16 protein-coding genes are annotated in these 21,286 nt (G+C 60.5%); 8 read left to right on the top strand and 8 right to left on the bottom strand.

The genetic code is table 11. The features are described 5' to 3' along the window. Positions 1-11: 11 nt before the first annotated feature. Entirely contained in the window at positions 12-983 is a 972-nt protein-coding gene (locus G5332_RS06455; RefSeq protein ID WP_421172140.1) for a ChaN family lipoprotein, read from the bottom strand. A gap of 193 nt (positions 984-1,176) precedes the next feature. On the opposite strand from G5332_RS06455, the gene G5332_RS06460 reads away from it, so the two are divergent. Both G5332_RS06460 and G5332_RS06465 read left to right on the top strand, forming a co-directional pair. Further along, positions 1,177-3,282, top strand: coding sequence for a TonB-dependent hemoglobin/transferrin/lactoferrin family receptor (locus G5332_RS06460; RefSeq protein WP_421172139.1), 2,106 nt, complete (start codon positions 1,177-1,179; stop codon positions 3,280-3,282). Positions 3,283-3,571: 289 nt separating this feature from the next. Next, positions 3,572-4,708 carry a 3-phenylpropionate MFS transporter gene (locus tag G5332_RS06465; RefSeq protein ID WP_421249379.1) on the top strand — a complete coding sequence of 379 codons (1,137 nt, stop codon included), beginning with the start codon at positions 3,572-3,574 and terminating at the stop codon, positions 4,706-4,708. Between the two features lie 94 nt (positions 4,709-4,802). Here G5332_RS06465 and G5332_RS06470 read toward each other — a convergent pair whose 3' ends face one another. The 3 genes from G5332_RS06470 to G5332_RS06480 are packed head-to-tail and all read right to left on the bottom strand — an operon-like array spanning position 4,803 to position 6,855. Further along, the gene (locus G5332_RS06470; protein WP_421249380.1) at positions 4,803-6,020 is read right to left on the bottom strand and encodes a hypothetical protein; all 1,218 of its coding nucleotides are present in this window, start codon (positions 6,018-6,020) and stop codon (positions 4,803-4,805) included. A 6-nt stretch (positions 6,021-6,026) separates the two neighbouring features. After that, complete coding sequence (locus G5332_RS06475; RefSeq protein WP_201949611.1) at positions 6,027-6,236, bottom strand: helix-turn-helix domain-containing protein; 210 nt, start codon at positions 6,234-6,236, stop codon at positions 6,027-6,029. 7 nt (positions 6,237-6,243) lie between these two features. Beyond that, positions 6,244-6,855: a DUF2975 domain-containing protein gene (locus G5332_RS06480; protein ID WP_421249381.1), complete on the bottom strand. Its 612-nt coding sequence runs from the start codon at positions 6,853-6,855 to the stop codon at positions 6,244-6,246. Between the two features lie 346 nt (positions 6,856-7,201). On the opposite strand from G5332_RS06480, the gene G5332_RS06485 reads away from it, so the two are divergent. Beyond that, positions 7,202-10,657, top strand: a complete 3,456-nt coding sequence (locus tag G5332_RS06485) for a NahK/ErcS family hybrid sensor histidine kinase/response regulator (protein WP_421249382.1) — start codon at positions 7,202-7,204, stop codon at positions 10,655-10,657. 17 nt (positions 10,658-10,674) lie between these two features. Here G5332_RS06485 and G5332_RS06490 read toward each other — a convergent pair whose 3' ends face one another. Continuing rightward, positions 10,675-11,286: an arylesterase gene (locus G5332_RS06490; RefSeq protein ID WP_421249424.1), complete on the bottom strand. Its 612-nt coding sequence runs from the start codon at positions 11,284-11,286 to the stop codon at positions 10,675-10,677. A gap of 56 nt (positions 11,287-11,342) precedes the next feature. On the opposite strand from G5332_RS06490, the gene G5332_RS06495 reads away from it, so the two are divergent. Together G5332_RS06495 and G5332_RS06500 are read left to right on the top strand one after the other, a co-directional pair. Next, positions 11,343-12,038 carry an ABC transporter ATP-binding protein gene (locus G5332_RS06495; RefSeq protein WP_064340783.1) on the top strand — a complete coding sequence of 232 codons (696 nt, stop codon included), beginning with the start codon at positions 11,343-11,345 and terminating at the stop codon, positions 12,036-12,038. Between the two features lie 36 nt (positions 12,039-12,074). Then, positions 12,075-14,522 (top strand): ABC transporter permease, encoded by a 2,448-nt coding sequence (locus tag G5332_RS06500; RefSeq protein WP_421172135.1) that lies wholly within the window; start codon positions 12,075-12,077, stop codon positions 14,520-14,522. Positions 14,523-14,648: 126 nt separating this feature from the next. Here the strand turns inward: G5332_RS06500 and G5332_RS06505 are convergent, their stop codons facing one another. Next, positions 14,649-15,554: a TIGR01777 family oxidoreductase gene (locus tag G5332_RS06505; RefSeq protein ID WP_144714304.1), complete on the bottom strand. Its 906-nt coding sequence runs from the start codon at positions 15,552-15,554 to the stop codon at positions 14,649-14,651. Positions 15,555-15,806: 252 nt separating this feature from the next. Here G5332_RS06505 and G5332_RS06510 point away from each other — a divergent pair, with 252 nt between their 5' ends. Next, a complete protein-coding gene (locus G5332_RS06510) occupies positions 15,807-17,336 on the top strand; it encodes an EAL domain-containing protein (RefSeq protein ID WP_421172134.1) in 1,530 nt (509 codons plus the stop codon). Between the two features lie 75 nt (positions 17,337-17,411). On the opposite strand, the gene G5332_RS06515 is transcribed toward G5332_RS06510, so the two are convergent. Both G5332_RS06515 and G5332_RS06520 read right to left on the bottom strand, forming a co-directional pair. Continuing rightward, positions 17,412-18,593: a PLP-dependent aminotransferase family protein gene (locus G5332_RS06515; protein WP_421172133.1), complete on the bottom strand. Its 1,182-nt coding sequence runs from the start codon at positions 18,591-18,593 to the stop codon at positions 17,412-17,414. Between the two features lie 205 nt (positions 18,594-18,798). Continuing rightward, on the bottom strand, positions 18,799-19,866 hold the full coding sequence (locus tag G5332_RS06520) for a M28 family metallopeptidase (protein ID WP_216953001.1): 1,068 nt from the start codon (positions 19,864-19,866) through the stop codon (positions 18,799-18,801). 274 nt (positions 19,867-20,140) lie between these two features. Here G5332_RS06520 and trmB point away from each other — a divergent pair, with 274 nt between their 5' ends. Next, positions 20,141-20,854 (top strand): tRNA (guanosine(46)-N7)-methyltransferase TrmB, encoded by a 714-nt coding sequence (trmB, locus tag G5332_RS06525; protein ID WP_144714313.1) that lies wholly within the window; start codon positions 20,141-20,143, stop codon positions 20,852-20,854. A gap of 48 nt (positions 20,855-20,902) precedes the next feature. Continuing rightward, positions 20,903-21,235: a YggL family protein gene (locus G5332_RS06530; RefSeq protein ID WP_005348158.1), complete on the top strand. Its 333-nt coding sequence runs from the start codon at positions 20,903-20,905 to the stop codon at positions 21,233-21,235. The last annotated feature ends 51 nt before the right edge of the window (positions 21,236-21,286 follow it).

Consider the following 21,286-nt stretch of genomic DNA (forward strand, 5'->3'; position numbering starts at 1 on the left):
TTCCTGGAAGATTAGGGTTGCAGCCACTGGCTGCAGTCACGACTGCGGGATTGATGCAGCGCGCCCATATCTTGCTTCATCTCGTCACTGTTTTGCCAGCGCTTAGGCAGCGGCATGATGGTTACCTGCACATCGGCTGCGGGATCTGCAACAGAGGTCTCATCTGTGCGGGGCACGACCAGCGCCACCTTGAGGGCAGGATTGCGGCTGGCGATGCGACTGGCGAGCCCAAGCCCCCCCTCGACGTGGAAATTGCCGGCGATATGCATGATCTGCTGGCCCGGGTGCTTGGCGAGATAATCCACCATGCTCTCGGCCATGGTGTCATCCCAGCTGGTCTGGGCGGCGAAGCGGCGGGCGTTGCTGTCGGCATCGCCGTGGTGCATGGAGGCCATAAATTTCTGGCGGTAGGGGTCATCCCCCAGCGTCAGCTGGCGGGCCAGCTGGTTGCGACGTGTGGCTGGCAGTTTGTCGAGCCACTCAGCCCCCTCCTGACCGACACAGCTCACCAGCGGCTTGGGGGCGTTGGCGGCGATCACCGGCATACGGTGAGCCTTGGCAAACTCCACCAGCGGGCGGTAGTCGCTCGGATAGTTGGGCCAGGCGTTGCCTTCGCGGATCAAGGCCGTTTCACCAATCTGGTTCGCCAGATAGGCATCCAGCGTCTTCTGATCGGCGCGGCTGAACTGCTCCATGGAGAGGACCAATGGCCGACCGTGCTGCTGACCTGCGGTGTAGAGCCCGCTCAGCAGGCGCGATTGCAACAGATGCACGGCGGGATGGCTGTGCAGCTCGCCCACCAGAATGATGTCGGCGTCGGCAATTCGCGCGATTGCCTGCTCCAGCGTCAGGTCTGCATCTCCCTCGCTGCTTAGCCGGTAGTCATAGAGCGTCTGCAACTGTGATGACACGGTTGGCTGGGTTGGGGTGGCACAGGCTGCCAGTAGCAGCGGCAGGGCGAGCAGGGGAAGTCGTCTAATCATGGGATCTCACGGCTGATATGCCCGGATGCCGGTGCATCTCGGGGGGCTAATAGAGAATAAGGGCAACACAGGGCGACAGTGTAAAACCAATTTGGTTCAAAACAAATGAGAATGATTTCGTTTCTTGTTGATCTTTGTCGAGAGCCGGGTAATATGCGGCCTGTTTGATAACAGTTCTCAATAAGGATTCGCTGTGACCCATCATAACGCACTCTCTCTGGTTGCCCTCGCCGTGGCGGCCGGTCTCTCCTCCCAGGTCTTTGCTGCCACCCAGAAGGCGGATGAAGTCGTGGTCGTCAGCGGCTCACGGATGGAGCAAAAACTGGAAGATGTCTCCGGCCCCATCTCGGTGATCACCGCCAAGCAGATTGAAGAGCAGGTCGTCACCAACGTCGCCGACCTGTTCCGCTACGAACCCGGTGTGACCGTGCTGGGCGGTCAGGGGGATGCGCAGACCTTCATCATCCGCGGCATGGGGGAAAACCGGGTCAAGGTGGTGCGCGACGGTGTGCGCCAGAACGATGCCTACAGCAAGGGCGGGGTTGGCCAGAGCTACTTCGATACCGACATGATCAAGCAGGTAGAAGTGGCCAAGGGGCCGGCGTCTGCCGCCTACGGCTCCGATGCGCTGGGTGGCGTGATTGCCATCACCACCAAGGATGCCAGCGACTTCCTCAAGGGCAAGGATAGTTATCTGGATGTGACCAGCGGTTACGCCTCCAGCAGCCACCAGAAGATGGCGGGCTTTACCGGCGCCCTGCGCACTGGTGAAGTGGAGAACCTGCTGCGCTACACCTGGCGCGATGGCGGTGTGACCCAGAATTTCGACTCCACCAAAAACGACTTCGATATCGGTACCCACGCCCTGCTGCTCAAGAGCAAGTGGAACCTCTCCGATGAGCAGTTCCTCAAGCTGACCGTTGACTACCTGACCGATGGCGAGGAGCCGGATGCGGTCAAGCTCAACAAGGTCGGTACCGGTACTGCCCGTGTCTTTGATCAGCCCATCACCGACAAGCAGACCGACAACCTCTCTGTGGTGCTGGATCACGGCATCGCGCTGAATCAAGTCTGGGCCGATCGGATGGATAGCAAGGTCTATTTCGCCCGCACCAAGCAGACGATGGATCAGTACGCCTCATCCAAGTATCCGGTCAGCCCCGGCAACCCCTATGTGACCAAAAACTCGCTGGATCACAACGTGTTCGATCAGAAGAACATCGGCGCCCAGCTGCAGTTCCACAAGGCGGTCGCCAACCACCGCCTGGCCTGGGGGGCTGAATACGAGCACACCGACAACGAACGTACCCGTTACAAGGGGCCGACGACTCCCGGTGATTTTGTCGGCTACAACGAGCTGAGCTTCCCGGCTACCACCAGCGAGCGCAGCGCCCTGTGGGCCTTTGACGAGATCAAGTTTGGCGAGCGCTGGGTGCTGACCCCGGGTGCCCGTTATGACTACTACCGGATGACCCCGGACAACGATCCGGCCTACACAGGCGACAAGCTGCACAAGTTCTCCGAAGGGGAGTTGTCACCCAAGCTGGGTCTGGTGTTCAAGGCCCACGAGGCGGCCAACCTGTTCGCCCAGTACAGCCACGGTTTCAAGGCCCCCATGTATGACAGCGCCTTCTCCACCCTGAACCATCAGGCTTACGGCTATCGCATCGAGCCCAACCCGAACCTCAATCCGGAGAGCAGCGACGGCATCGATCTTGGTGTGCGTGGCAGCAGCAACGGCTTCAGCTATGAAGTAGCCAGCTTCTACAACAAGTTTGAAGACTTCATCGAGATGGTGGAAGTGGGCAAAGAGGGGCGCACCGCCGTCTATCAGTACCAGAACCTGAGCAAGGCGACCACCAAAGGGGTCGAAGCCAAGGCGGATTACTGGCTCAACGACATCGTCAATGTCTGGGGCAACCTCGCCTACATCGAAGGCAAGGATGGGGATGGCAACTACATCAACAGCCTGAGCCCGCTCAACGGCTCGGTCGGTGTGCGTCTGGAACAGGCCCAATGGAACTTCAACGCAGCGCTGCGCTTTGCTGACGACATGGACAAAGTTCGTAAAGACAGCAAAGGCAACGATTACGTGAAGAGCGCCGGTTGGGGTGTGGTGGATATGTACGCCCAGTTCAACCCGATGAGCGATCTGCAGCTCAACGTCGGGGTCTTCAACCTGTTTGACAAGGAGTACACCAGCTACGAGCGCATCGCCGGTCGTGATGCAGGTTCCGACAACAGCCTGATGACCGAACCGGGTCGCAACCTGAGTGCACGGGTCAAATACGTATTCTAAAGAGCAAACAACAGACGCAGATGATCAAAGGGGCTTCGGCCCCTTTTTTGTCGCCGCCATGTTGTGACGATGGAGCAGAGCAAATGTTTGCCTAAAAAAGAAACCCGCCATGGGCGGGTGGAAGGATTGCAACACTAACCAGGAGGAGGTGTTACCAGGTAGACCCCACCTCTTCGGTAATAGTTCAATTTTATTGAATTTTTTTCGTTTTCTGCGCAGGGTTTCCATCGGGATCTGCGGGGGAGGATGGGTTATCATTCTGCTCCCGTCATCCGGTTGCAGAGGATCTATGCCCGCGTTTTCCTGGTTAGCGCTCTTTTTCGGCGCCTTCTATTTTGTCTACGGTGCTTACTTGCCGTTCTGGTCGCTCTGGCTGGAGGGGGTGGGCGTCAGCGCCGAGATGATCGGTCTCCTGCTGGGGGCGGGGATGGCGATCCGTTTTGCCGGCAACCTGATGGTGATGGGGCAGATCAAGGGGGCGGGCCATCTGCTGCCGGTTACCCGGTTGCTCTCCCTGCTCAGTCTGCTGGCGTTTCTCGGCTTCTATCTCAGCCATCACCTCTGGTGGTTGGTGGGTTTGACCCTGCTGGCGAACTTTATCTATCCGACCCTGATGCCGGTGGGGGAGGCGCTGGCAACCCGCATGGTGGTGCAGGCGCACCTCGATTACGGCAAGGTGCGGCTGTGCGGTTCGTTTGCCTTTATTGTCGCCTCGACGCTGGTGGGGGCACTGGTGGGCAACTTCGGCAGCGACTGGATTTTGCACACCATGGTGGCGGGGCTGGTGCTGATGCTGCTGCTCAGTTGGCTGCCGCTCTATCCGGCGCCACAGGATAGTCAGGGCGAGCGGGCCAAGGCGTCCTTGCTGGCAACCCTGCGCAGCGCACCGGTACGTCGTTTCTTGCTGCTGACCGCTCTGCTGCAGGGGAGCCACGCCGCCTATTACGGTTTCAGCGCCATCTACTGGAAGGCGCAAGGGTATAGCGGCACCATCATCGGCTATTTGTGGGCGCTCGGGGTGGTGGCGGAGATCTGTATGTTTGCCGCCGACAAGCGGTTCTTGCAGCGCTTTGGCGCCCAGAGCCTCTTTATCGCTGGTGCCATCGGTTGTGTGGTGCGCTGGGTATTGCTCGGGGCCTCGACCGAGCTGTGGGTACTGGTGCTGGGGCAATTGCTCCACTCGGTGACGTTCGGTATGAGTCATCTGGGGGCGGTGCGCTTCATGACTCGCCAGCTGCCCGCCGAGCAGTTGATCCCGACCCAGGCACTCTATGCGGCCCTTGGCCTCGGCATGACGGTGGCGGCCCTGATGGCGGTCTGTGGCGTGCTGTTCGAGCCTCTTGGTGGCGGCATCTTCTTCCTGATGGTGCTGGTGGTGTTGCCAGTGTTTTTCCTGCGGCTGCGCCGCTTTGCACCCTCTGCGTAGGAGAGGGCTCCAGCCTGATATCTGTCTATTTGAATCATTACCTAACAAAAGGGAGAGCCACGGCTCTCCCTTTTTCGTTGCTGCAGTTTGCGCGTTACTGCTGTTCGCCAAGATAGAGGCGGCTGAGACGGCGCCAGGTATCCGAGCCGATGGTGCCGGCAAGCAGCTCATTGGAGGCGGCATCAAAGCGGCCATCCGGCAGCCAGCCCAGTTGGGGTAGCAGTTGGGCCAGCGTCACGTCATTGTGTTGCAGCTCCCGCTCCAGCGCTTCCCAGAAGGCGCTCCCCTTGACGTAAAAGAGCGGGTAGTAGGAGCGATAGCCAGCCAGCACCTCGCGAGCCGCCCGATAGAGGCCGCTCTCGCTATGGGGCAGCTGTTTGCCCCGCTCGGCCAGCTCGTTGACCGCCGTGACCTGATGCAGCCGAAAGCGGCGCAACGCCTTGATGGCGAGGTACTCGGCGAGGCTCTCGTTGACCCAGGTGGGTTGTGGAGCAGAGTGGCGAGCGCTCAGGATATGCACCGCCTCGTGGGCCGAGGTGCGCAGCAGGCGCAAGGGGGCCTGTGGCGTCGGTTTGCCAGCCTCGGTGGGGTAGTTGGCGACAAACACCTGATCTCCAGCGGCGCCGCCGAGAGAGCGGGTCGCCACATCCCGCCCCAGCCACACCAGTTGCCACGGGTGAGTGGGTGGATCCACATCGAGCTGGAAGGCCAGATAGTCGATGATCTCATTCAGTTGCTGCTGCAAGGCCGGCAGATCGAGCTGATTGGCGGTCTCGTCATGGCTCAGCACCAGCCGCGGATCCGGCTTGGTGACGGGCACAGTTTGCAGACCAAATGGCAAGATCAGCGGTGGCTGGTTGACATCCGGTAACGGTTGGCAGCTGCCATCCGGCAGACATACCTTCCCTTGGCGGCTCCCCTGCTGGCGCACAAAGTTACCCCATTCGGTCAATAGCCACTGGTTGGGAGCGAACAGAAGCGACTGTTGGGCCGAGGCATCCGCACCCACTGTCGGAGCCGGTGTGAGCGTGATCTGCCAGCCAACCTCTTTGCAGGAGAAGGGCTGGTTGAGGGCAACCGGCTGGTTGTCTGCAAGGCAGACCAGCGCGGGGGAAACCGGCGTGGCACTGCCCGGCAACTGACGAGCGGGGAGCAGGGTAAAAGGGGGCTTGCCCTGCATGGTGAGGCGCACTTGCAGCACATTGGCGCTGGCGCCCCGCTCGATAAGATAGCGGGGGCCGCTCGCGTCATTGCCAGCGCAGGCCCACAGCGGCAGCAGCCACAGGGCAAACAGGGTGATATGACGACTCATAAGGGGTTAGTGCTCCTGCTCGTAGCCCAGCAGATCGCCGGGCTGGCAATTGAGTTCACGGCAGATGGCCTCCAGAGTGGAGAAGCGTACCGCCTTGGCGTGGCCATTCTTGAGGATCGAGAGATTGGCCTCGGTGATGTCGATGCGCTGGGCCAGCTCGCGGGCGGTCATTTTGCGCTCGGCCAGCAGGGCATCGAGGCGGATGATAATGGGCATATGTTCCTCACACCGTCAGTTGCTGTTCATCGGCCAGCAGTTTGGCCTCGCGCATGACCAGTGCCAGCGCCAAGACGATCAATCCGGCCAGCAGCAACTGAAAGTTTGAGGAGCTGATATTGATGGTGCCGTGCAGTTCAGGGCCTTGCAGAGTGAGCGCTATATCCAGCAGTGGCGTGGTGATGATCTCGGCGATGAAACTGGCACACAACAGCAGTCCGATCATTTTGTAACGACGGATCTGGTCGAAGGTGAACAGCATGGCGCATCGATAGCCACGAAACAGCTGGAGCAGTTGCCACAGGATGAGCATGAAAACTACATCAGGCAGCAGCATGACCAAGGTCGCCAGCAGGCGGGTACCCACATTGAGGGGGTAGTCGGCAATCGAGGGGGCCGTAGTGGTCACTACTGGTGAGGGCATGTTCAGTGGGACATTACTGAGTGTGGAACCGTCATTCACTGCCAGGGCATCGACCAGCTCCTGATGCAGATAGTCGTTGCCACCCAACAGGTGTGACCAGGCTCCCATGACGGTCATAAGTGGGGTGGCCACCAGTGCAAATAGCAGAACCCACTCGATCAGGCCGCTCATTCGTTCGAGCTTGTTGTGTTTCATCGTTTATCTCCAGATGGAATGTGACAGAAAGATTAGGGCCATGAACGGTGCTGCCAGCAGGGTCAGCAGCAGGCACCATTCGATAAGGTCGCTGATGTGTCCGAGCGTATGGTGTTTCATCGTTTCACCTCTTGCTTGAAAGAGAAAAAAGATGGAGCGTGCGCGCATGAAATTATTGTTTATCAATAAACAGACGCTAGTGTTTATCGTTTTGCGATATAGAGTCAAGGCTAAACTTATTGAAAAACGATAATTTCAATCTGTCCGAAGGGGATGACTTTTGGCAGCAGCCTCTCTAGACTGGCGAGGTTGTATACAAAAACTCAACATGGACAAGGAGTTATCGATGCACCAGGGATGGCTGCTGATCGGATTGTCGCTCACCTATCTGGGGCTGCTGTTTCTGATCGCCTTCATGGCAGACAAGCACAAACGGCACCGTCTCAAGGGGCAACCGCTGCTCTACAGCCTGTCGCTGGCAGTCTATTGCACCTCCTGGACCTTCTTCGGCACCGTGGGGCAGGCGAGTGAATCGCCCTGGTCGCCGGTGCCCATCTACCTTGGCCCCATGCTGGTCTTTCTGTTTGGCTGGCGGCTGCTGGCCCGCCTTATTCTGGTGGCCAAGCGCGAGCACATCACCTCCATCGCCGACTTTATCGCCGCCCGTTACGGCAAATCCCAGCGGCTCGCCATGGTGATCGCCCTCATCGCCATCATGGGGATCCTCCCTTATCTGGTGTTGCAGCTCAAAGCCATCGTCACCGGGCTGGATCTGCTGATGGTCAACAGCGGCGGCATCAGCCCGACCAGCAATACCAGCGAGCTGGCGCTCGGGGTCACTCTGCTGCTGGCGCTGTTCAGCATCCTGTTTGGCACCCGCCATCTCGATGCCACCGAGCACCACAGGGGGATGGTGGTGGCCATTGCTTTCGAGTCGGTGGTCAAGTTGCTGGCCTTTATCGCGGTGGGGGGCTTTGCCCTCTGGCTGATCCTGAGCAAACCGGGCGAGGCTCACGAACAGGTGACCCGCGACTTTTTTGCGCAGGTGGTGGCGGTGAGCCCCAGCAACCTGCTGGAGCTTGCCATCTACACGGTGCTGGCGATGTGCGCCGTTATCTGCCTGCCGCGCCAGTTTCATGTGACTGTGGTGGAGAACAATCAGGGGCAGGATCTGCACTGGGCGCGCTGGATCTTCCCGCTCTACCTGTTCGTGATGGGGCTCTTTATCTGGCCGCTGGCACTGGCGGGCAAACAGTGGGTGGGGGCTGACATGGCCTCCGACACCTATGTGATCAGCCTGCCGATGGCCCTCGGTTTCGATGGCATGGCGATGCTGGCGTTTCTCGGCGGCACCTCGGCGGCCACCGGCATGGTGATCGTCTGCACCATCGCACTGGCGATCATGGTGAGCAATGATCTGGTGCTGCCGGTGCTGCTGCGCCGCTTCTGGCGGCAGGGGCGTGACGAGCGGCTGGTGCGGCTGCTGTTGCAGGTGCGCCGTGGCGCCATCCTGCTGATCTTGCTGGCGGCCTGGGGGCTCTACCTCTGGCTCGGCGATCTCACCAGCTTGTCGCGCATCGGTTACCTCTCCTTTGGCGCGGTGGCCCAGTTTGCGCCGGCCCTGCTGCTCGGCCTCTACTGGCGTCACGGCAATCGCAAGGGGGTCTATCTTGGGTTGAGCCTCGGGGTGAGCCTCTGGTTCGTGACCCTGCTGGTGGAGAGCGGGCTGCTGGCCGGTTCACCGCTGGCTGAACTGTTGGCGCCGCCGGACTGGCCCGCGTTTCGCGAGCTGAGTCTCGGGGCCTGGTGCATCTTCCTGAGCCTGCTCTTCAACCTGCTCGGCTATGTGGCAGGCTCGCTTCTGTCGCGCCCTGCGGTGAGCGAGCGGCTGCAGGCGGCCAACTTTGTCGGCAAGCCGAGCCGCGATACCGCCGCCCTCTATCAGGCGCGGGTCTCGGTCAAGGAGCTGGAGATGCTGGCGGCTCGTTTTGTCGGCTCAAGCCGGGTCAAGCGCGCTTTTGGTCGCTTCGCCGGTGAGCGGGGCGGCACCCTTGCGCCCCAGATGCAGGCCTCGGCCGAGCTGATTGCCCACACCGAACGGCTGCTGGCGGGGGTGTTTGGCACCTCGTCGGCACGGCTGGTGCTTGCCTCTGCCCTGCAGGGGCGCAACATGCAGCTCGAGGAGATCGCCACCATCGTCGATGAGGCCTCCGACGTGTTTCGCTTCAACCGAGGCTTGTTGCAGGGGGCGATCGAGCATATCGGGCAGGGGATCTCGGTGGTGGACAGGGAGCTTCGGCTGGTGGCCTGGAACCGCCGCTACATCGAGTTGTTCCACTATCCGCCGGGGCTTATTCAGGCTGGGCGCCCCATTGAAGAGATCATCCGCTACAACGCGCAGCAGGGGCTTTGCGGCCCCGGCGATATCGAGGATCACGTGGCGCGGCGCGTCGCCTTTATGAAACGCGGCAGCGCCCATATCTCGGCGCGGGAGCGCCCGGACGGGCGGGTGATCGAGATGCAGGGCAACCCCATGCCCGCCGGTGGTTTCGTCATGACCTTTACCGACATCACCCCGTTTCGCGATGCGGAGCGGGTGCTGCGCGAAGCGAACGAACATCTGGAGGCACGGGTGGCCGAGCGCACCCGTGAGCTCTCCGAACTCAACCGCCAGCTGCTGCTGGTGAACCAGCAGGTGGAGCGGGCCAATCAATCCAAGAGCCGTTTTCTGGCGGCGGTCAGCCACGATCTGACCCAGCCCCTCAATGCGGCCAAGCTGTTTACCTCCTCCCTGCTGGAGATGTTGCCAGATGCTGGCGAGCAGGCCCGCATCGCCCGCCATATCGACGATGCGCTGGGGGCGACCGAGGATCTCATCACCGATCTGCTCGATATCTCGCGGCTCGAAGCGGGCAAGTTCAAGGCCAAGAAGCTCGACTTTGCCCTGCGCGATCTGCTCGACAACCTCAAGGCGGAGTTTGGCGTGCTGGCGCAGGCGGGGGGGATCCACTTCTCGGTGGTGGAGAGCAAGCATGCGGTACACAGCGATGTGCGGCTGCTGCGTCGGGTGCTGCAGAACTTCCTCACCAATGCGTTTCGCTACAACCCGGGTGGCCGGGTGCTGCTCGGTTGTCGCCGGATGGGGGAGAAGATCCGCATCGAGGTATGGGACAACGGCCCCGGCATCCCGCAGGACAAGCAGGAGGCTATTTTTGACGAGTTCTCCCGCCTCGATCACTCCCGCACCGCCAAGGAGCAGGGGCTGGGTCTGGGGCTCGCCATCGCCCGTGGCATCTCGCAGGTGCTCGGTCATCAGCTCACATTGCAGAGCTGGCCGGGCAAGGGATCGGTCTTTGCGGTGACCCTCAATCTGGCGACCCGGCCGGTCACGGCCCATCAGCTGGCGGCGCCGGTGGCGCGCGACAGCCAGCTGGAGGGGGTGGCCGTGCTCTGCATCGACAACGAGCGGGACATTCTGACCGCCATGAGCACCCTGCTTTGCCGTTGGGGCTGCGAGGTGCGCTGCGCCGTCGATCTGGCCGAAGCCGAGGCGCTGGTGACAGAAGGGTTTGTGCCGCGGCTGGTGCTCTCTGACTACCACCTCGACGACGGCAAGACCGGGTTGGAGGCGCTCGCTGCCCTGCAGCGGGTGTGTGGCGACGAGCTGGGAGGCATCATCATCAGCGCTGATCGCAAGAGCGAGTTGCAGGCGCAGATCCGCGAGCGGGGGTATGGCTACATCAGCAAACCGGTCAAACCACTCAAACTGCGGGCCCTGATGAACAGCCTGCTGCTGAGTTAAACAGGGGGAGATGTTTCTTATGGCTCCATAAGGGGCTCAATAAAACCGGCTACCTTGTCGCGGATCTTGGGCTGGGCCGCAGGGGTGGGATGAATACCATCGTTCATCATAAGTTCAGGGCGCAGCGCAATATCATCCATGAAGAAGGGCAGCAGCGGCAGATCGTTAGCCTGGGCCAACTCGGGAAAGATCTGTTCGAACTGGCGCAGATAGCGGGCACCGTAGTTGCGGGGCAGCTGGATTTGGGTCAACACCACACGGATCTGCTGCTCCTTGGCGAGCGCGATCATGCTGGCCAGATTCTGGCGGGTAATGGTCGGTGCGAAGCCGCGCAGGCCATCGTTGCCCCCCAGTTCGATCAGCAGCCAGTCCGGCTTGTGCTCCTTCAGCAGAGCGGGCAGACGGGCCAGCGCCCCCTGGGTCGTTTCACCGCTGATGCTGGCATTGAGCAGAGTGTGTTTGCCCCCCTCTTCCTGCCATTTCTGGTTGAGCAGGGCAGGCCAGCTCTGCTCAACCTGCATTTGATAGCCGGCGCTCAGGCTGTCTCCCAGCACCAGCAGGGTCTGGGCCTGAGCCGACGATAGCAGGCTGCCGAGGCCAACGAACAAGACAAACAGAATACGCACCATCAATTCAACTCCCGCTATGGATTGTCATCAAGGGATTGGAACAAAGGATACAGAGCATGAGTTCAACCCCCATTATTGTCGTCAAGGGCCTCGGCAAATCGGTTCGCCTCGGCCAGGAAAGCCTCACCATCCTTGAAGGGATCGATCTGCAAGTCAATAGCGGCGAGACGGTGGCGCTGGTCGGTGCCTCCGGCTCCGGCAAGTCCACCTTGCTGGGGCTGCTGGCCGGGCTCGATCTGCCGAGTCAGGGGGATATCGAAATCCTCGGCAAATCCCTTGGCGAGCTGGATGAGGAAGGGCGAGCCCGATTGCGCGCCGAGCAGATCGGCTTTGTGTTCCAGTCGTTCCTGCTGCTCCCGACCATGACGGCGCTGGAGAATGTGATGCTGCCCGCCGAACTGCGCGGCGAGCGTGATTGCGAACCAAGAGCTCGCGAGCTGCTGGCCGCGGTCGGGCTTGGCGAGCGGTTGCACCATCTGCCGCCACGGCTTTCCGGCGGTGAGCAGCAGCGGGTGGCCATCGCCCGCGCCTTTATGACCCGTCCAAGCCTGCTGCTGGCGGACGAGCCGACCGGCAACCTCGACAGCAAGACCGGCGAGAAGGTGATCGAGCTGCTGTTTGAACTCAATCGCAAGCACGGCACCACGCTAGTGGTCGTGACTCATGACCATCAGCTGGCCGAACGCTGTCAGCGGCAAGTGGTCATGACGGCGGGTCGGCTGGATCGCGAGGTGGCCCATGATGTGGTGTAACGGGGTGAGCTGCGGGTCAAGCGGGAGATGCAAGGGATGATGCAGTGGCGATTGGGATGGCGGTTGCTTCGCCGGGAAGGTTTCAGCGGCGAGCTGCGCTGGTTTGTGCTGGCGCTGGCCCTGAGCGTGGCGTGCGTCTTGAGTGTGGCATTGGTGGCGGATCGGCTCGATGCCGGACTCAAGGCCTCAGGCCGCGACTTTATCGGGGCGGATCGGGTGCTGCGCACCGCGGCCGCCCTGCCGGATGGCTGGCTGGCCCGAGCGAAACAGGATGGCTTGGCGGTGCAGATCACCGTCAGCTTCAACAGCATGCTGTTTCATGGCGATGCGTTGCAGCTCGCCTCCATTCGGGCGGTGCCCGATGGTTTTCCCTTCTATGGCAAGTTCACTCTGGAACCTGCCCGCGCCCCGGCCCCCGGCGAGATCTGGCTCTCCGCCCGGGTGATGCAGCTGCTTAAGGCCAAAACGGGGGATGAGCTGGAGGTGGGCAATACGGTGCTCAAGGTGGCCGGTCTGCTTGGCGAGGAACCGGATCAGGGTTTCAGCCCCTTCTTGCTGGCGCCGCGTGCACTGATCCATAGCGCTGATATCGAGGCGACCGGCGCTCTGCTCCCCGGCAGCCGCCAGCAGTGGCGCTATCTGTTCAAGGGGCCGCGAGAGTCGCTTGCTCGTTACGAACAGTGGCTATTGCCGCAGTTGCAGGCCGGACAGAAGTGGATCAAACCGGATGACAGCGAATCCCGTGTCGGCCGCTCGCTGGCCAATGCCGAGCGTTTCTTCCGGCTTGCTTCCCTAAGCGGGGTATTGCTGGGGGCGTTGGCGATGGGGATCGCTGTGCGCCACTTTGCCGAGCGCCAGACCAATATGGTGGCGCTGCTCAAAACCCTGGGGGCATCTCGTCGCTCGCTCTGGCAACTGATGGGAACCCTGCTGCTGTCGTTGACGCTGATCGGCGCGTTGCTGGGTCTGGTGGCGGGCACTGCCATGCAGTGGATCACCTTGCAACTGCTGGGGGACCTGCTGCCGCCGGATCTGCCGCCCCCCTCTTGGCGCCCCTTTGTGCTGGGCGTGGCAGTGGCGCTCTTTATCACCCTGCTGCTCGCTTTTGTGCCCTTCTTGCGGCTGCTGAAGGTGCCGCCGCTACGGGTGTTGCGTCGCGAGCTGGAGGCGGGGATTCCCCCCTGGCTGGCCCTGCCGGTCGGTCTGCTCGGGCTGTTTGCGCTGGTCTGGGGCTTTACCGCCGATGTGCGGCTGGCGCTGGGTCTGGTCGGTGGTATGGGCTTGCTGATGGGGCTGCTGGCCCTGCTGGCGGCGCTGATGTTGCGGCTGGGAGCAAGAGTGAACGGGCCTCATGCCTTGCGGCTGGCTCTGGCCCACCTGTCGCGCGAGCGCAGCAGCGGCCTGTTTCAGTTGGCGGGCTTTGCGCTGGCATTGATGCTGTTTGGCTTGCTCTGGGCGGCCAGGGTCGATCTGCTGGATGAGTTTTCGGCCCGTCTCCCCGTCGATGCGCCCAACCGTTTTCTGGTCAATGTGGCCGAGAACGAACGGGAGGGGATCCTGAGCGAACTGGCGGCGGCCGGGGCCACCACCTCCGATTTCTATCCCATGGTGCGCGGCAGGCTGACCCATATTGCCGGTGAGGCGGTGGGCGAGGGGGCCAGCAGTGGCCGCGAGGGGGTAGATCGGGAGCTCAACTTCACCACCACGGCTACCCTGCCAACCGACAACAAGCTGGTGGCCGGGAAGTGGCTTGCCGGGTCCGGCGAGGTGTCGGTGGATAGCGAGTTGGCCAAGCGACTCGATATCAAGCTGGGGGACATGCTCGCCTTTACCATCGAGGGGCGCAGCTTCGGCGCCAGGGTCACCAGTCTGCGCAGCATCAAGTGGGACAATATGCGGCCCAACTTCTACATGATCTTCTCCGAGGATCTGCTGGCACCCTTCTCCCGTACCTGGCTTGGCAGCTACCGGCTGCCCGAGGCGGGGCGCACTGCCGAGGTGGAGTTGATCCGCCGTCACCCCACGGTGAGCCTTATCGATGTGGATGACCTGATTGCGCGGCTCACTCAGGTATCGGAGCAGGTGAGCCGGGCACTGGCGCTGATGCTGGGGCTGGTGACAGTGGCCGCGCTGCTGGTGCTGCTGACCCAGACCCAGGCCAGCATGGCTCAGCGTCGGCGCGAACTGCTGCTGATGCGCACCCTGGGTGCCAGCAGCGAACTGCTGAAAAAGATGCTGCGTTGGGAGCTGGTGGCCAGTGGTGCGCTGGCGGGGCTCTGCGCCGCCATGGTGGTGGAGCTCTGTTCCTTTGGCCTGCAGTGGTGGTGGTTCGAGGGGTTGTGGCAGTTCCACTGGGCCATCTGGCTCGGTCTGCCGACTCTGGGGGCGCTGTTGGTGACGCTGGCGGGGCAGGGGATGCAGCGCCAGCTGCTGGCTGGCACCCTGAGCGATCGGCTGCGGGGGCTGGGTCAGGGACTGTTGTAATCCCGCCAGCGCGAGCCGATACACACAAGGTGCAATAGCGCAGCCGCAATAAGCAAGCAGCCCGGCCTTGGTCGGGCTGCTTGCTATGCGAGGTGCTGACGAGTGGACGCAGCGAACAGGTGTGAGTTAGCGGGGCTCGCGCAGCAGATTGGCGAGGGCGCTCGGCAGCTCGGGATAGCTGAAGTGAAAACCGGCCTGTTGCAGCCTTGTTGGTATCACCTTTTGTCCGGTCAGCAGCAGATCTGCCGCCTCCCCCATCACCAGTTGCAACAGCGGCGCCGGGACGAAGAAGAGGTGTGGACGGTGCAGGGTCGCGGCCAGAGTCTCACTGAACTCCCGGTTGCTGACCGGATGGGGGGCGGTTCCGTTGAAGATGCCGCTGCACTCTTCGTGCTCCAGTATGAACAGGATGGCGCGCACCAGATCCTGCACATGGATCCAGCTCATCATCTGGCTGCCCGACCCCATGGGGCCGCCGAGTCCGAGTCGGTATGGGGGGAGCATTTTGGGTAGCGCTCCCCCATCCATGCCGAGCACCAGCCCGATCCGCACGATACAGACCCGGGTCTGCTTGCTTTGTGCTTCCAGTGCCAGGGTCTCCCACTGTTGGCAGAGTTGGTGGGTGAACTCGTCGTTGGGAGAGCGGCACTGCTCGTCGAGGGTTTCGGTGCCCTGTCTGCCATACCAGCCGATGGCGGAGGCGTTGATCAGCACCTTGGGCGGCGTTGTGGAGAGCTTGATGAGATCCACCAGCTGCTCGGTCAGCAGCCAGCGGCTGTCGCAGAGCAGCTGTTTACGCGATTCGCTCCAGCGTCCGGCGGCGATGGGTTCACCCGCCAGATTGATCACTGCGTCCACGTCATTGAGGTCATCGAGCCGGTCAAGGTTATCCAATACCTTGATATCGTGACCGAGCAGGGAGTAGGCGCGGCTCCCCTGCCTGCTCAATACCACGACCTCGTGATTGACCTTGAGATGGGCAACCAGCTTGCGGCCGATAAAGCCGGTTCCTCCGGTAATCAGAATCTTCATCGTTGCACGCTCCTGCTGCCGTTTGCTCTACTCTAATGGCGTCGTCCTCCTTCAACAAGTGGACGAGTTTGACACGTTTTGTTCATTCGACTGATGTTAACTCTATCCTCTTCTTGCGACATATTGTTGAACAATAGTTTGAATTGATTGATTTTTGTCGGGTGGACATTTGTTGTTCAATCGCTATTATGGCGACCCTTTCGCCTGTCCACCGGGGCTGTCACCCACCATCCGAGCATCAAAGAGGCCGCCATGCCATTTCGTCGTTTGAAACTTCGCCAGCTTTACTCGAGGATTCTGGTGGCACTACTGATGGGGGGCGGGATCCTGCTGCTGGGGGTTGTTGCCGTTATCTGGCAGACAGTGACCGAGATAGAGCATGATTCCGATTCACGGTTGCAGCATGCCCGGATGATGTTTGATCGCTCCATCGGCCATGCCCGGCAAGCGGCCATCAATGTGGAGGGGATGCTTGGTCACTCCTGCAAGGAGGCGGCACAACTGCTGCGCGAACAGGTTGCCACTGTGCCTGATGTCCGCTCTGCCAATCTGGCTATAGGAAATCGTATCTATTGCACCTCGCTCTATGGTGACTACGATGGCCCCTTCAACCCTGACAGTTATGTGGATGGCAGGCTGCAACTGCTGCCAGGCAATGAGGTCACACCGGATCGCCCCCTGATCGTGCTGCGCCACGAAAAGGACAAGGGGAGTGTGCTGATCGGTGTGGATGGCTACTACCTGCGCAATACCCTGGAGATCTCCAGCAAGAACTCCCCGATGGCTCTGGTGGTGGGGCAGAGGGCACTGTTTGGCTCAGGTCAGTTCGGGGCGGCGCCCTCTCCGGCAGAAGAGGGTTATATTGCCCTCGCTTCGGCCGATTTCCCCTATCAGGTCGTCACCCGGATCACGGTGCATGATTACTTGAGCCACGCATGGCGCTACTCCAGAGATACCTTGATCCTCTCTCCACTGCTGGCGCTGCTGATTGGATTCGGCACCTTCAGGCTGATGGGGCGTAGCAGCTCACCAGCGGAGGAGCTCAAGCGGGCGTTGATCGAGGAGGAGTTTATCCCCTACCTGCAGCCGGTGGTCTCCGGTGAGGATGAGCAGTGGCGTGGCTGTGAGGTGCTGATGCGCTGGCAGCATCCCAAGCAGGGGATGATCTCGCCGGATCGCTTTATCCCGCTGGCGGAAGATAGCGGCCTGATCGTGCCCATGACCAGCCTGTTGATGGCCGAGGTGCGTGACCACTTCTCCCCTTATGCCCGCAAGCTGCCGGCAAAGTTTCATTTTTGCTTCAATATCAGCGCCAAGCACTTCCAGGATCTCGACCTGTTGGCTGACTGCAAGGCCTTTCTCGACGCGTTTAAGGACAATCCCGTTGATTTGGGGTTGGAGCTGACGGAGCGGGAGCTGCTGGTGGCTGATGAGACAACCGCCCGGATGTTTGCCGAGTTGCGCAAACTGGGCGTGTTGATCGCTATCGATGACTTTGGCACCGGTCACTCCAGTCTCACCTATCTGCAGCAGTTTCAGGTCGATGCAATCAAGATTGACCGGAGCTTTGTAGAGATGATCGGTACGGATGCACTCTCCAGCCATATCGTTGAAAACGTGATTGATCTGGCGAAGCGACTTGAATTGATCCTGATCGCGGAGGGGGTCGAGAAGCAGTCGCAGGCGGACTACCTGCGGGCTCGCCACGTTGACTATCTGCAAGGATATCGCTACGGCCGCCCCATTCCGATGAAGCAGTTTTGCAAGACCCTGTTTGGCTGAACGGGTGAATGGGGAGCATAAAAAAAACCAGCGAGCGCTCGCTGGTTTTTTGTTAATACGGTTTGGCTTGGGCGTTCAGAGCATCCGCTGGAGGGCGCAGGCCAGCCGCTTGACCCCCTCCTCGATGGTCGCCTCATCGACGCAGGAGAAGCTCAGGCGCAGGGTGTTCTTGATTTCGGGGCGTACATAGAAGGGGGCGCCGGGCACGAAGGCTACTTTCTCCTTGATCGCCTCATCAAACAGGGCCATGGCGCTGATGTGGGCTGGCAGAGTCAGCCAGAGGAACATGCCCCCTTCCGGTCTGGTGTAGCTGACGCCGGGCGGGCAGTGACGGGCCAGTGCAGCCTCCATGGCAGCACGCTGGCGACCATAGACCTCCTTGATCTTCTCCAGATGGGCATCCAGTGAATTGTCGGTCAGGAAGCGGTGCAGCACCTGCTGGCTTAAGGCGTTGCTGTGCAGATCGGTGGCCTGCTTGGCGATGGTCACCTTCTTGCGTAGCCACTCCGGCACCAGCATCCAGCCCAGACGGAAGGCGGGCACCACGGTTTTGGAAAACGAGCCGAGCAGCACGGTATTGTTTGGCGCCAGCTTGGCAATGGGGGGCAGATGCTCCCCTTCGAAGCGCAGCTCGCCGTAGGGATCATCTTCCACCATCAACAGCTCGTGGCGCACCAGTCGCTCGGCCAGTGCCTCGCGGTTGGCACGGTTGTAGGAGACACCGCTCGGGTTCTGGAAGTTGGGCACGCCGTAGAGCAGCTTGGCATTGGATCCGCTTGCCAGCAGCGCATCCAGCGCCGCCAGATCCAGACCCTCTTCTTCAAGGGTGATCGGCTTGAAGGTGGGTTGATAGACAGAGAAAGCCTGAATGGCGCCAAGGTAACCCGGCTCTTCGATGATGAGATCCTGACCCTCGTCGATCAGCACCTTGCCCAGCAGATCCAGCGCCTGCTGGGAGCCGCTGGTGATGAGGATGTTGTCCGGATTGACCTGCATGCCGTGGCGGGTCAGATAGCGGTCGGCAATATATTGGCGCAGCGGGGCGAAGCCTTCGGTCGCCGCATATTGCAGGGCGGCAGCCCCTTGCTCGCGTAGCACATCCTGACAGGCCTGATCGATCGCCTTGACCGGAAACAGGTGGGGATTGGGCAGGCCACCAGCGAAGGAGATGATCTCCGGATTGGCGGCAACTTTGAGGATTTCACGGATAAAGGAAGGTTCAACCTTCTCGAAGCGCTGGGCAAAAAACGGCTGCATAGACAATTCTCTCGGCATGTGGGCGGTCGCTCCATTCGACCGCCAGGTTATCCGTTTGTATCAGATTTCAGAAATGAGGCAATGATTGTCACAAAAATCGCCAAAAAAGGCAGGTTTGGCACCTGCCCGAATTTTACCTGCCCGTGTGGCTCCCATGAATTGAAATGAGTTAGGGCGATCTTGTTTTGTGGACAAGCAACTGACCTTACAAACCCGGTTCCTTGAGGAAGCGGATCATCAGGTCGGTGTTGGCGCCAAGTTGGCTTTCTACTCTGCCTGGGAATAGTTCCGCCATCTTGTCGAGGCGGTCGTACTGGGTGTGCCAGATTTTTCCCCACTGGGTTTCGCTGTCACGATCGCAGGCGCTCTTGGTGGTGGCGTCATAGCAGTCCCACAGCGCTGGATTGGTGCTTTGGGAGTAGCCGTCATAGCCATCAGCGCCGTTGATGGTGAAGTTGGTCGCTTCAACGTAGGCGATCGGCACCCCCAGGCAGGCAAAGGGAGCGTGATCTGACCAGCTGCCAGTCTCCCCTTCCGGATAACCGCTGTAGCTGGGATGAATGGCAAACGGGGTCGCAGTCTGTTTGGAGAGGGTAAGCAGGCGATCCCGCACCTTGGGATCGAAGCTGTAGCGGCTCGGATCTGTGCAGTTGTATTCGGCGACGTCCGAGTGGGCTGAGTGGACGTAGACGATGTCGCCCCCGGCGATGGTGTCGTAGTTCACCATCGCCAGCAGCTTGGCGACGGCGGTGCTGTCGAGGCTGGCGGCATAGGCTTTGGAGCCGTTGAGACCGTTCTCCTCCGCCCCGAAGAATGCAAAGCGAACCGTGTATGGCAAGGTTTGTCCTTTAAGCGCCTCAGCCACTGCCAGTAGGGCTGCGACGCCAGCGCCGTTGTCGGTGGCTCCTTCAGAACCTTTCTTGTCGCCCGTACTGTCGTAGTGGGCGCCGATCAGGATCACCTTGTCACTTGTGCCCTTGAGCTCAGCGATCAGGTTTTGGGAGTTTTTACTGGCGCCGCTTTTGGTGTAGGTGAAGGGTTGGCGTTGCACATCGTAGCCCCAACCGGTCAGATGGTCCTGGATCCATGCCGCGGCACGAGTTTCTGCCTCTGTCCCCGTGGGGCGCGCGCCAATCCCTTCTGCGGTTGAGCTCAACTGCACCAGATACTCATAGGCCTGCTCGGCGGCAGCAGGGGTTTGTGAGTTATTTGTTGATGTGTCGCATCCCGCAAGCAAAGTGGTGATGGCAAACGCCAATGCTCTGTATTTCATACTGCAATCCTTTGTTGTGTATGGTTTTATTTGCGCAGGCAGCATGTACTCGACGCGTGACCGATTCTGTGAACGGGTCGGCATTTGTCAACTGTTGTCAATGAAATGGAGAGAGATGAGGGATTTGTTTCGCGAAACACTTGCGCCTTGGGCCTATCTTGGGATAATTCGCTCCCCTGTTTTCGCGGGTCGATGAAATGCCGAGCCGCGAGCGGTCCCGCTAGGGATCGGACACAAGATGTATTACCCGGATTGATGAAATAACGAGACCATTATGCCTGTGACCCAAGATGTATTTAACGAAGACGGCAAGTTCATGCGCAAGATCCGCAGCTTTGTCCGTCGCGAAGGCCGCCTGACCAAAGGGCAGGAGAAGGCCCTGGAAGAGCTCTGGCCGGTCATGGGCATCGATTTCGAGCCAAAGCAGCTCGATCTGGTCGCACTGTTTGGCCGTGAAGCACCTGTGGTGCTGGAGATCGGCTTTGGCATGGGCGCCTCTCTGGTGGAGATGGCCAAGAATGCCCCCGAGAAAAACTTCATCGGCATTGAAGTGCACTCCCCGGGCGTGGGCGCCTGTCTGGGTACCGCTCAGGAAGCGGGCGTCACCAATCTGAAGGTGATCTGCCACGATGCGGTCGAGGTGCTGGAGCACATGATCCCGAACGGCTCACTCTCCTGCCTGCAGCTCTTCTTCCCGGATCCCTGGCACAAGAGCCGTCACCACAAGCGTCGCATTGTACAGCCTGCGTTTGCCCAGGATATTCGCCAGAAGCTGGCCATCGGTGGCATGTTCCACATGGCGACCGACTGGGAAAACTATGCCGAGCACATGCTGGAAGTGATGAGCGCCGCCGAGGGTTACGAGAACACCTCTGCCACCGGCAACTGGGTGCCTCGTCCGGACTGGCGTCCGCTGACCAAATTTGAACAACGTGGCCACCGTCTCGGCCACGGGGTTTGGGATCTGATTTTCAAGCGTGTCAGCTAAGCTGGCACGTCAACACACCTAGCGTATCAACTAACTTGAGGAGCTATCATGGCCAATCGTAGCCGCCGCCTGCGCAAGAAACTGCGCGTCGATGAATTCCAGGAAATGGGTTTCGACATCAGTTTCAACTTCCCGGTCGGCACTGCCGAAGAGACCATCGATGCGGTAGTCGATGCGATGATCGATGAGGTTGTTGAACCCCGTAAACTGGCTTTTGCCGGCTCCGGTCACCTGGCCTGGGAAGGGATGATCTGCACCCAGCAACTGGGCAAGTGTACCGAAGAAGACCGCGCTGCCGTCAAATCCTGGCTGGAAGGCAAGGGGATGGAAGCCGTGGTCGTTACCGAGCTGTTCGACCTCTGGTACGGTGAACCGGCCTGATACAAGGCTGCCGCATCTGGCGCCTTGTTGTGGGTAACTGAAAAATCCCGC

Source organism: Aeromonas sp. 603757 (assembly GCF_049171255.1).
Lineage (GTDB): Bacteria > Pseudomonadota > Gammaproteobacteria > Enterobacterales > Aeromonadaceae > Aeromonas > Aeromonas veronii_A.

Excerpts from the sequence above, each read along its gene's own strand:
- G5332_RS06455 (WP_421172140.1), bottom strand. The coding sequence starts at position 983 with ATGATTAGACGACTTCCCCTGCTCGCCCTGCCGCTGCTACTGGCAGCC.
- G5332_RS06465 (WP_421249379.1), top strand. The coding sequence starts at position 3,572 with ATGCCCGCGTTTTCCTGGTTAGCGCTCTTTTTCGGCGCCTTCTATTTT.
- G5332_RS06470 (WP_421249380.1), bottom strand. The coding sequence starts at position 6,020 with ATGAGTCGTCATATCACCCTGTTTGCCCTGTGGCTGCTGCCGCTGTGG.
- G5332_RS06475 (WP_201949611.1), bottom strand. The coding sequence starts at position 6,236 with ATGCCCATTATCATCCGCCTCGATGCCCTGCTGGCCGAGCGCAAAATG.
- G5332_RS06480 (WP_421249381.1), bottom strand. The coding sequence starts at position 6,855 with ATGAAACACAACAAGCTCGAACGAATGAGCGGCCTGATCGAGTGGGTT.
- G5332_RS06485 (WP_421249382.1), top strand. The coding sequence starts at position 7,202 with ATGCACCAGGGATGGCTGCTGATCGGATTGTCGCTCACCTATCTGGGG.
- G5332_RS06490 (WP_421249424.1), bottom strand. The coding sequence starts at position 11,286 with ATGGTGCGTATTCTGTTTGTCTTGTTCGTTGGCCTCGGCAGCCTGCTA.
- G5332_RS06495 (WP_064340783.1), top strand. The coding sequence starts at position 11,343 with ATGAGTTCAACCCCCATTATTGTCGTCAAGGGCCTCGGCAAATCGGTT.
- G5332_RS06500 (WP_421172135.1), top strand. The coding sequence starts at position 12,075 with ATGATGCAGTGGCGATTGGGATGGCGGTTGCTTCGCCGGGAAGGTTTC.
- G5332_RS06505 (WP_144714304.1), bottom strand. The coding sequence starts at position 15,554 with ATGAAGATTCTGATTACCGGAGGAACCGGCTTTATCGGCCGCAAGCTG.
- G5332_RS06510 (WP_421172134.1), top strand. The coding sequence starts at position 15,807 with ATGCCATTTCGTCGTTTGAAACTTCGCCAGCTTTACTCGAGGATTCTG.
- G5332_RS06515 (WP_421172133.1), bottom strand. The coding sequence starts at position 18,593 with ATGCAGCCGTTTTTTGCCCAGCGCTTCGAGAAGGTTGAACCTTCCTTT.
- G5332_RS06520 (WP_216953001.1), bottom strand. The coding sequence starts at position 19,866 with ATGAAATACAGAGCATTGGCGTTTGCCATCACCACTTTGCTTGCGGGA.
- trmB (WP_144714313.1), top strand. The coding sequence starts at position 20,141 with ATGCCTGTGACCCAAGATGTATTTAACGAAGACGGCAAGTTCATGCGC.
- G5332_RS06530 (WP_005348158.1), top strand. The coding sequence starts at position 20,903 with ATGGCCAATCGTAGCCGCCGCCTGCGCAAGAAACTGCGCGTCGATGAA.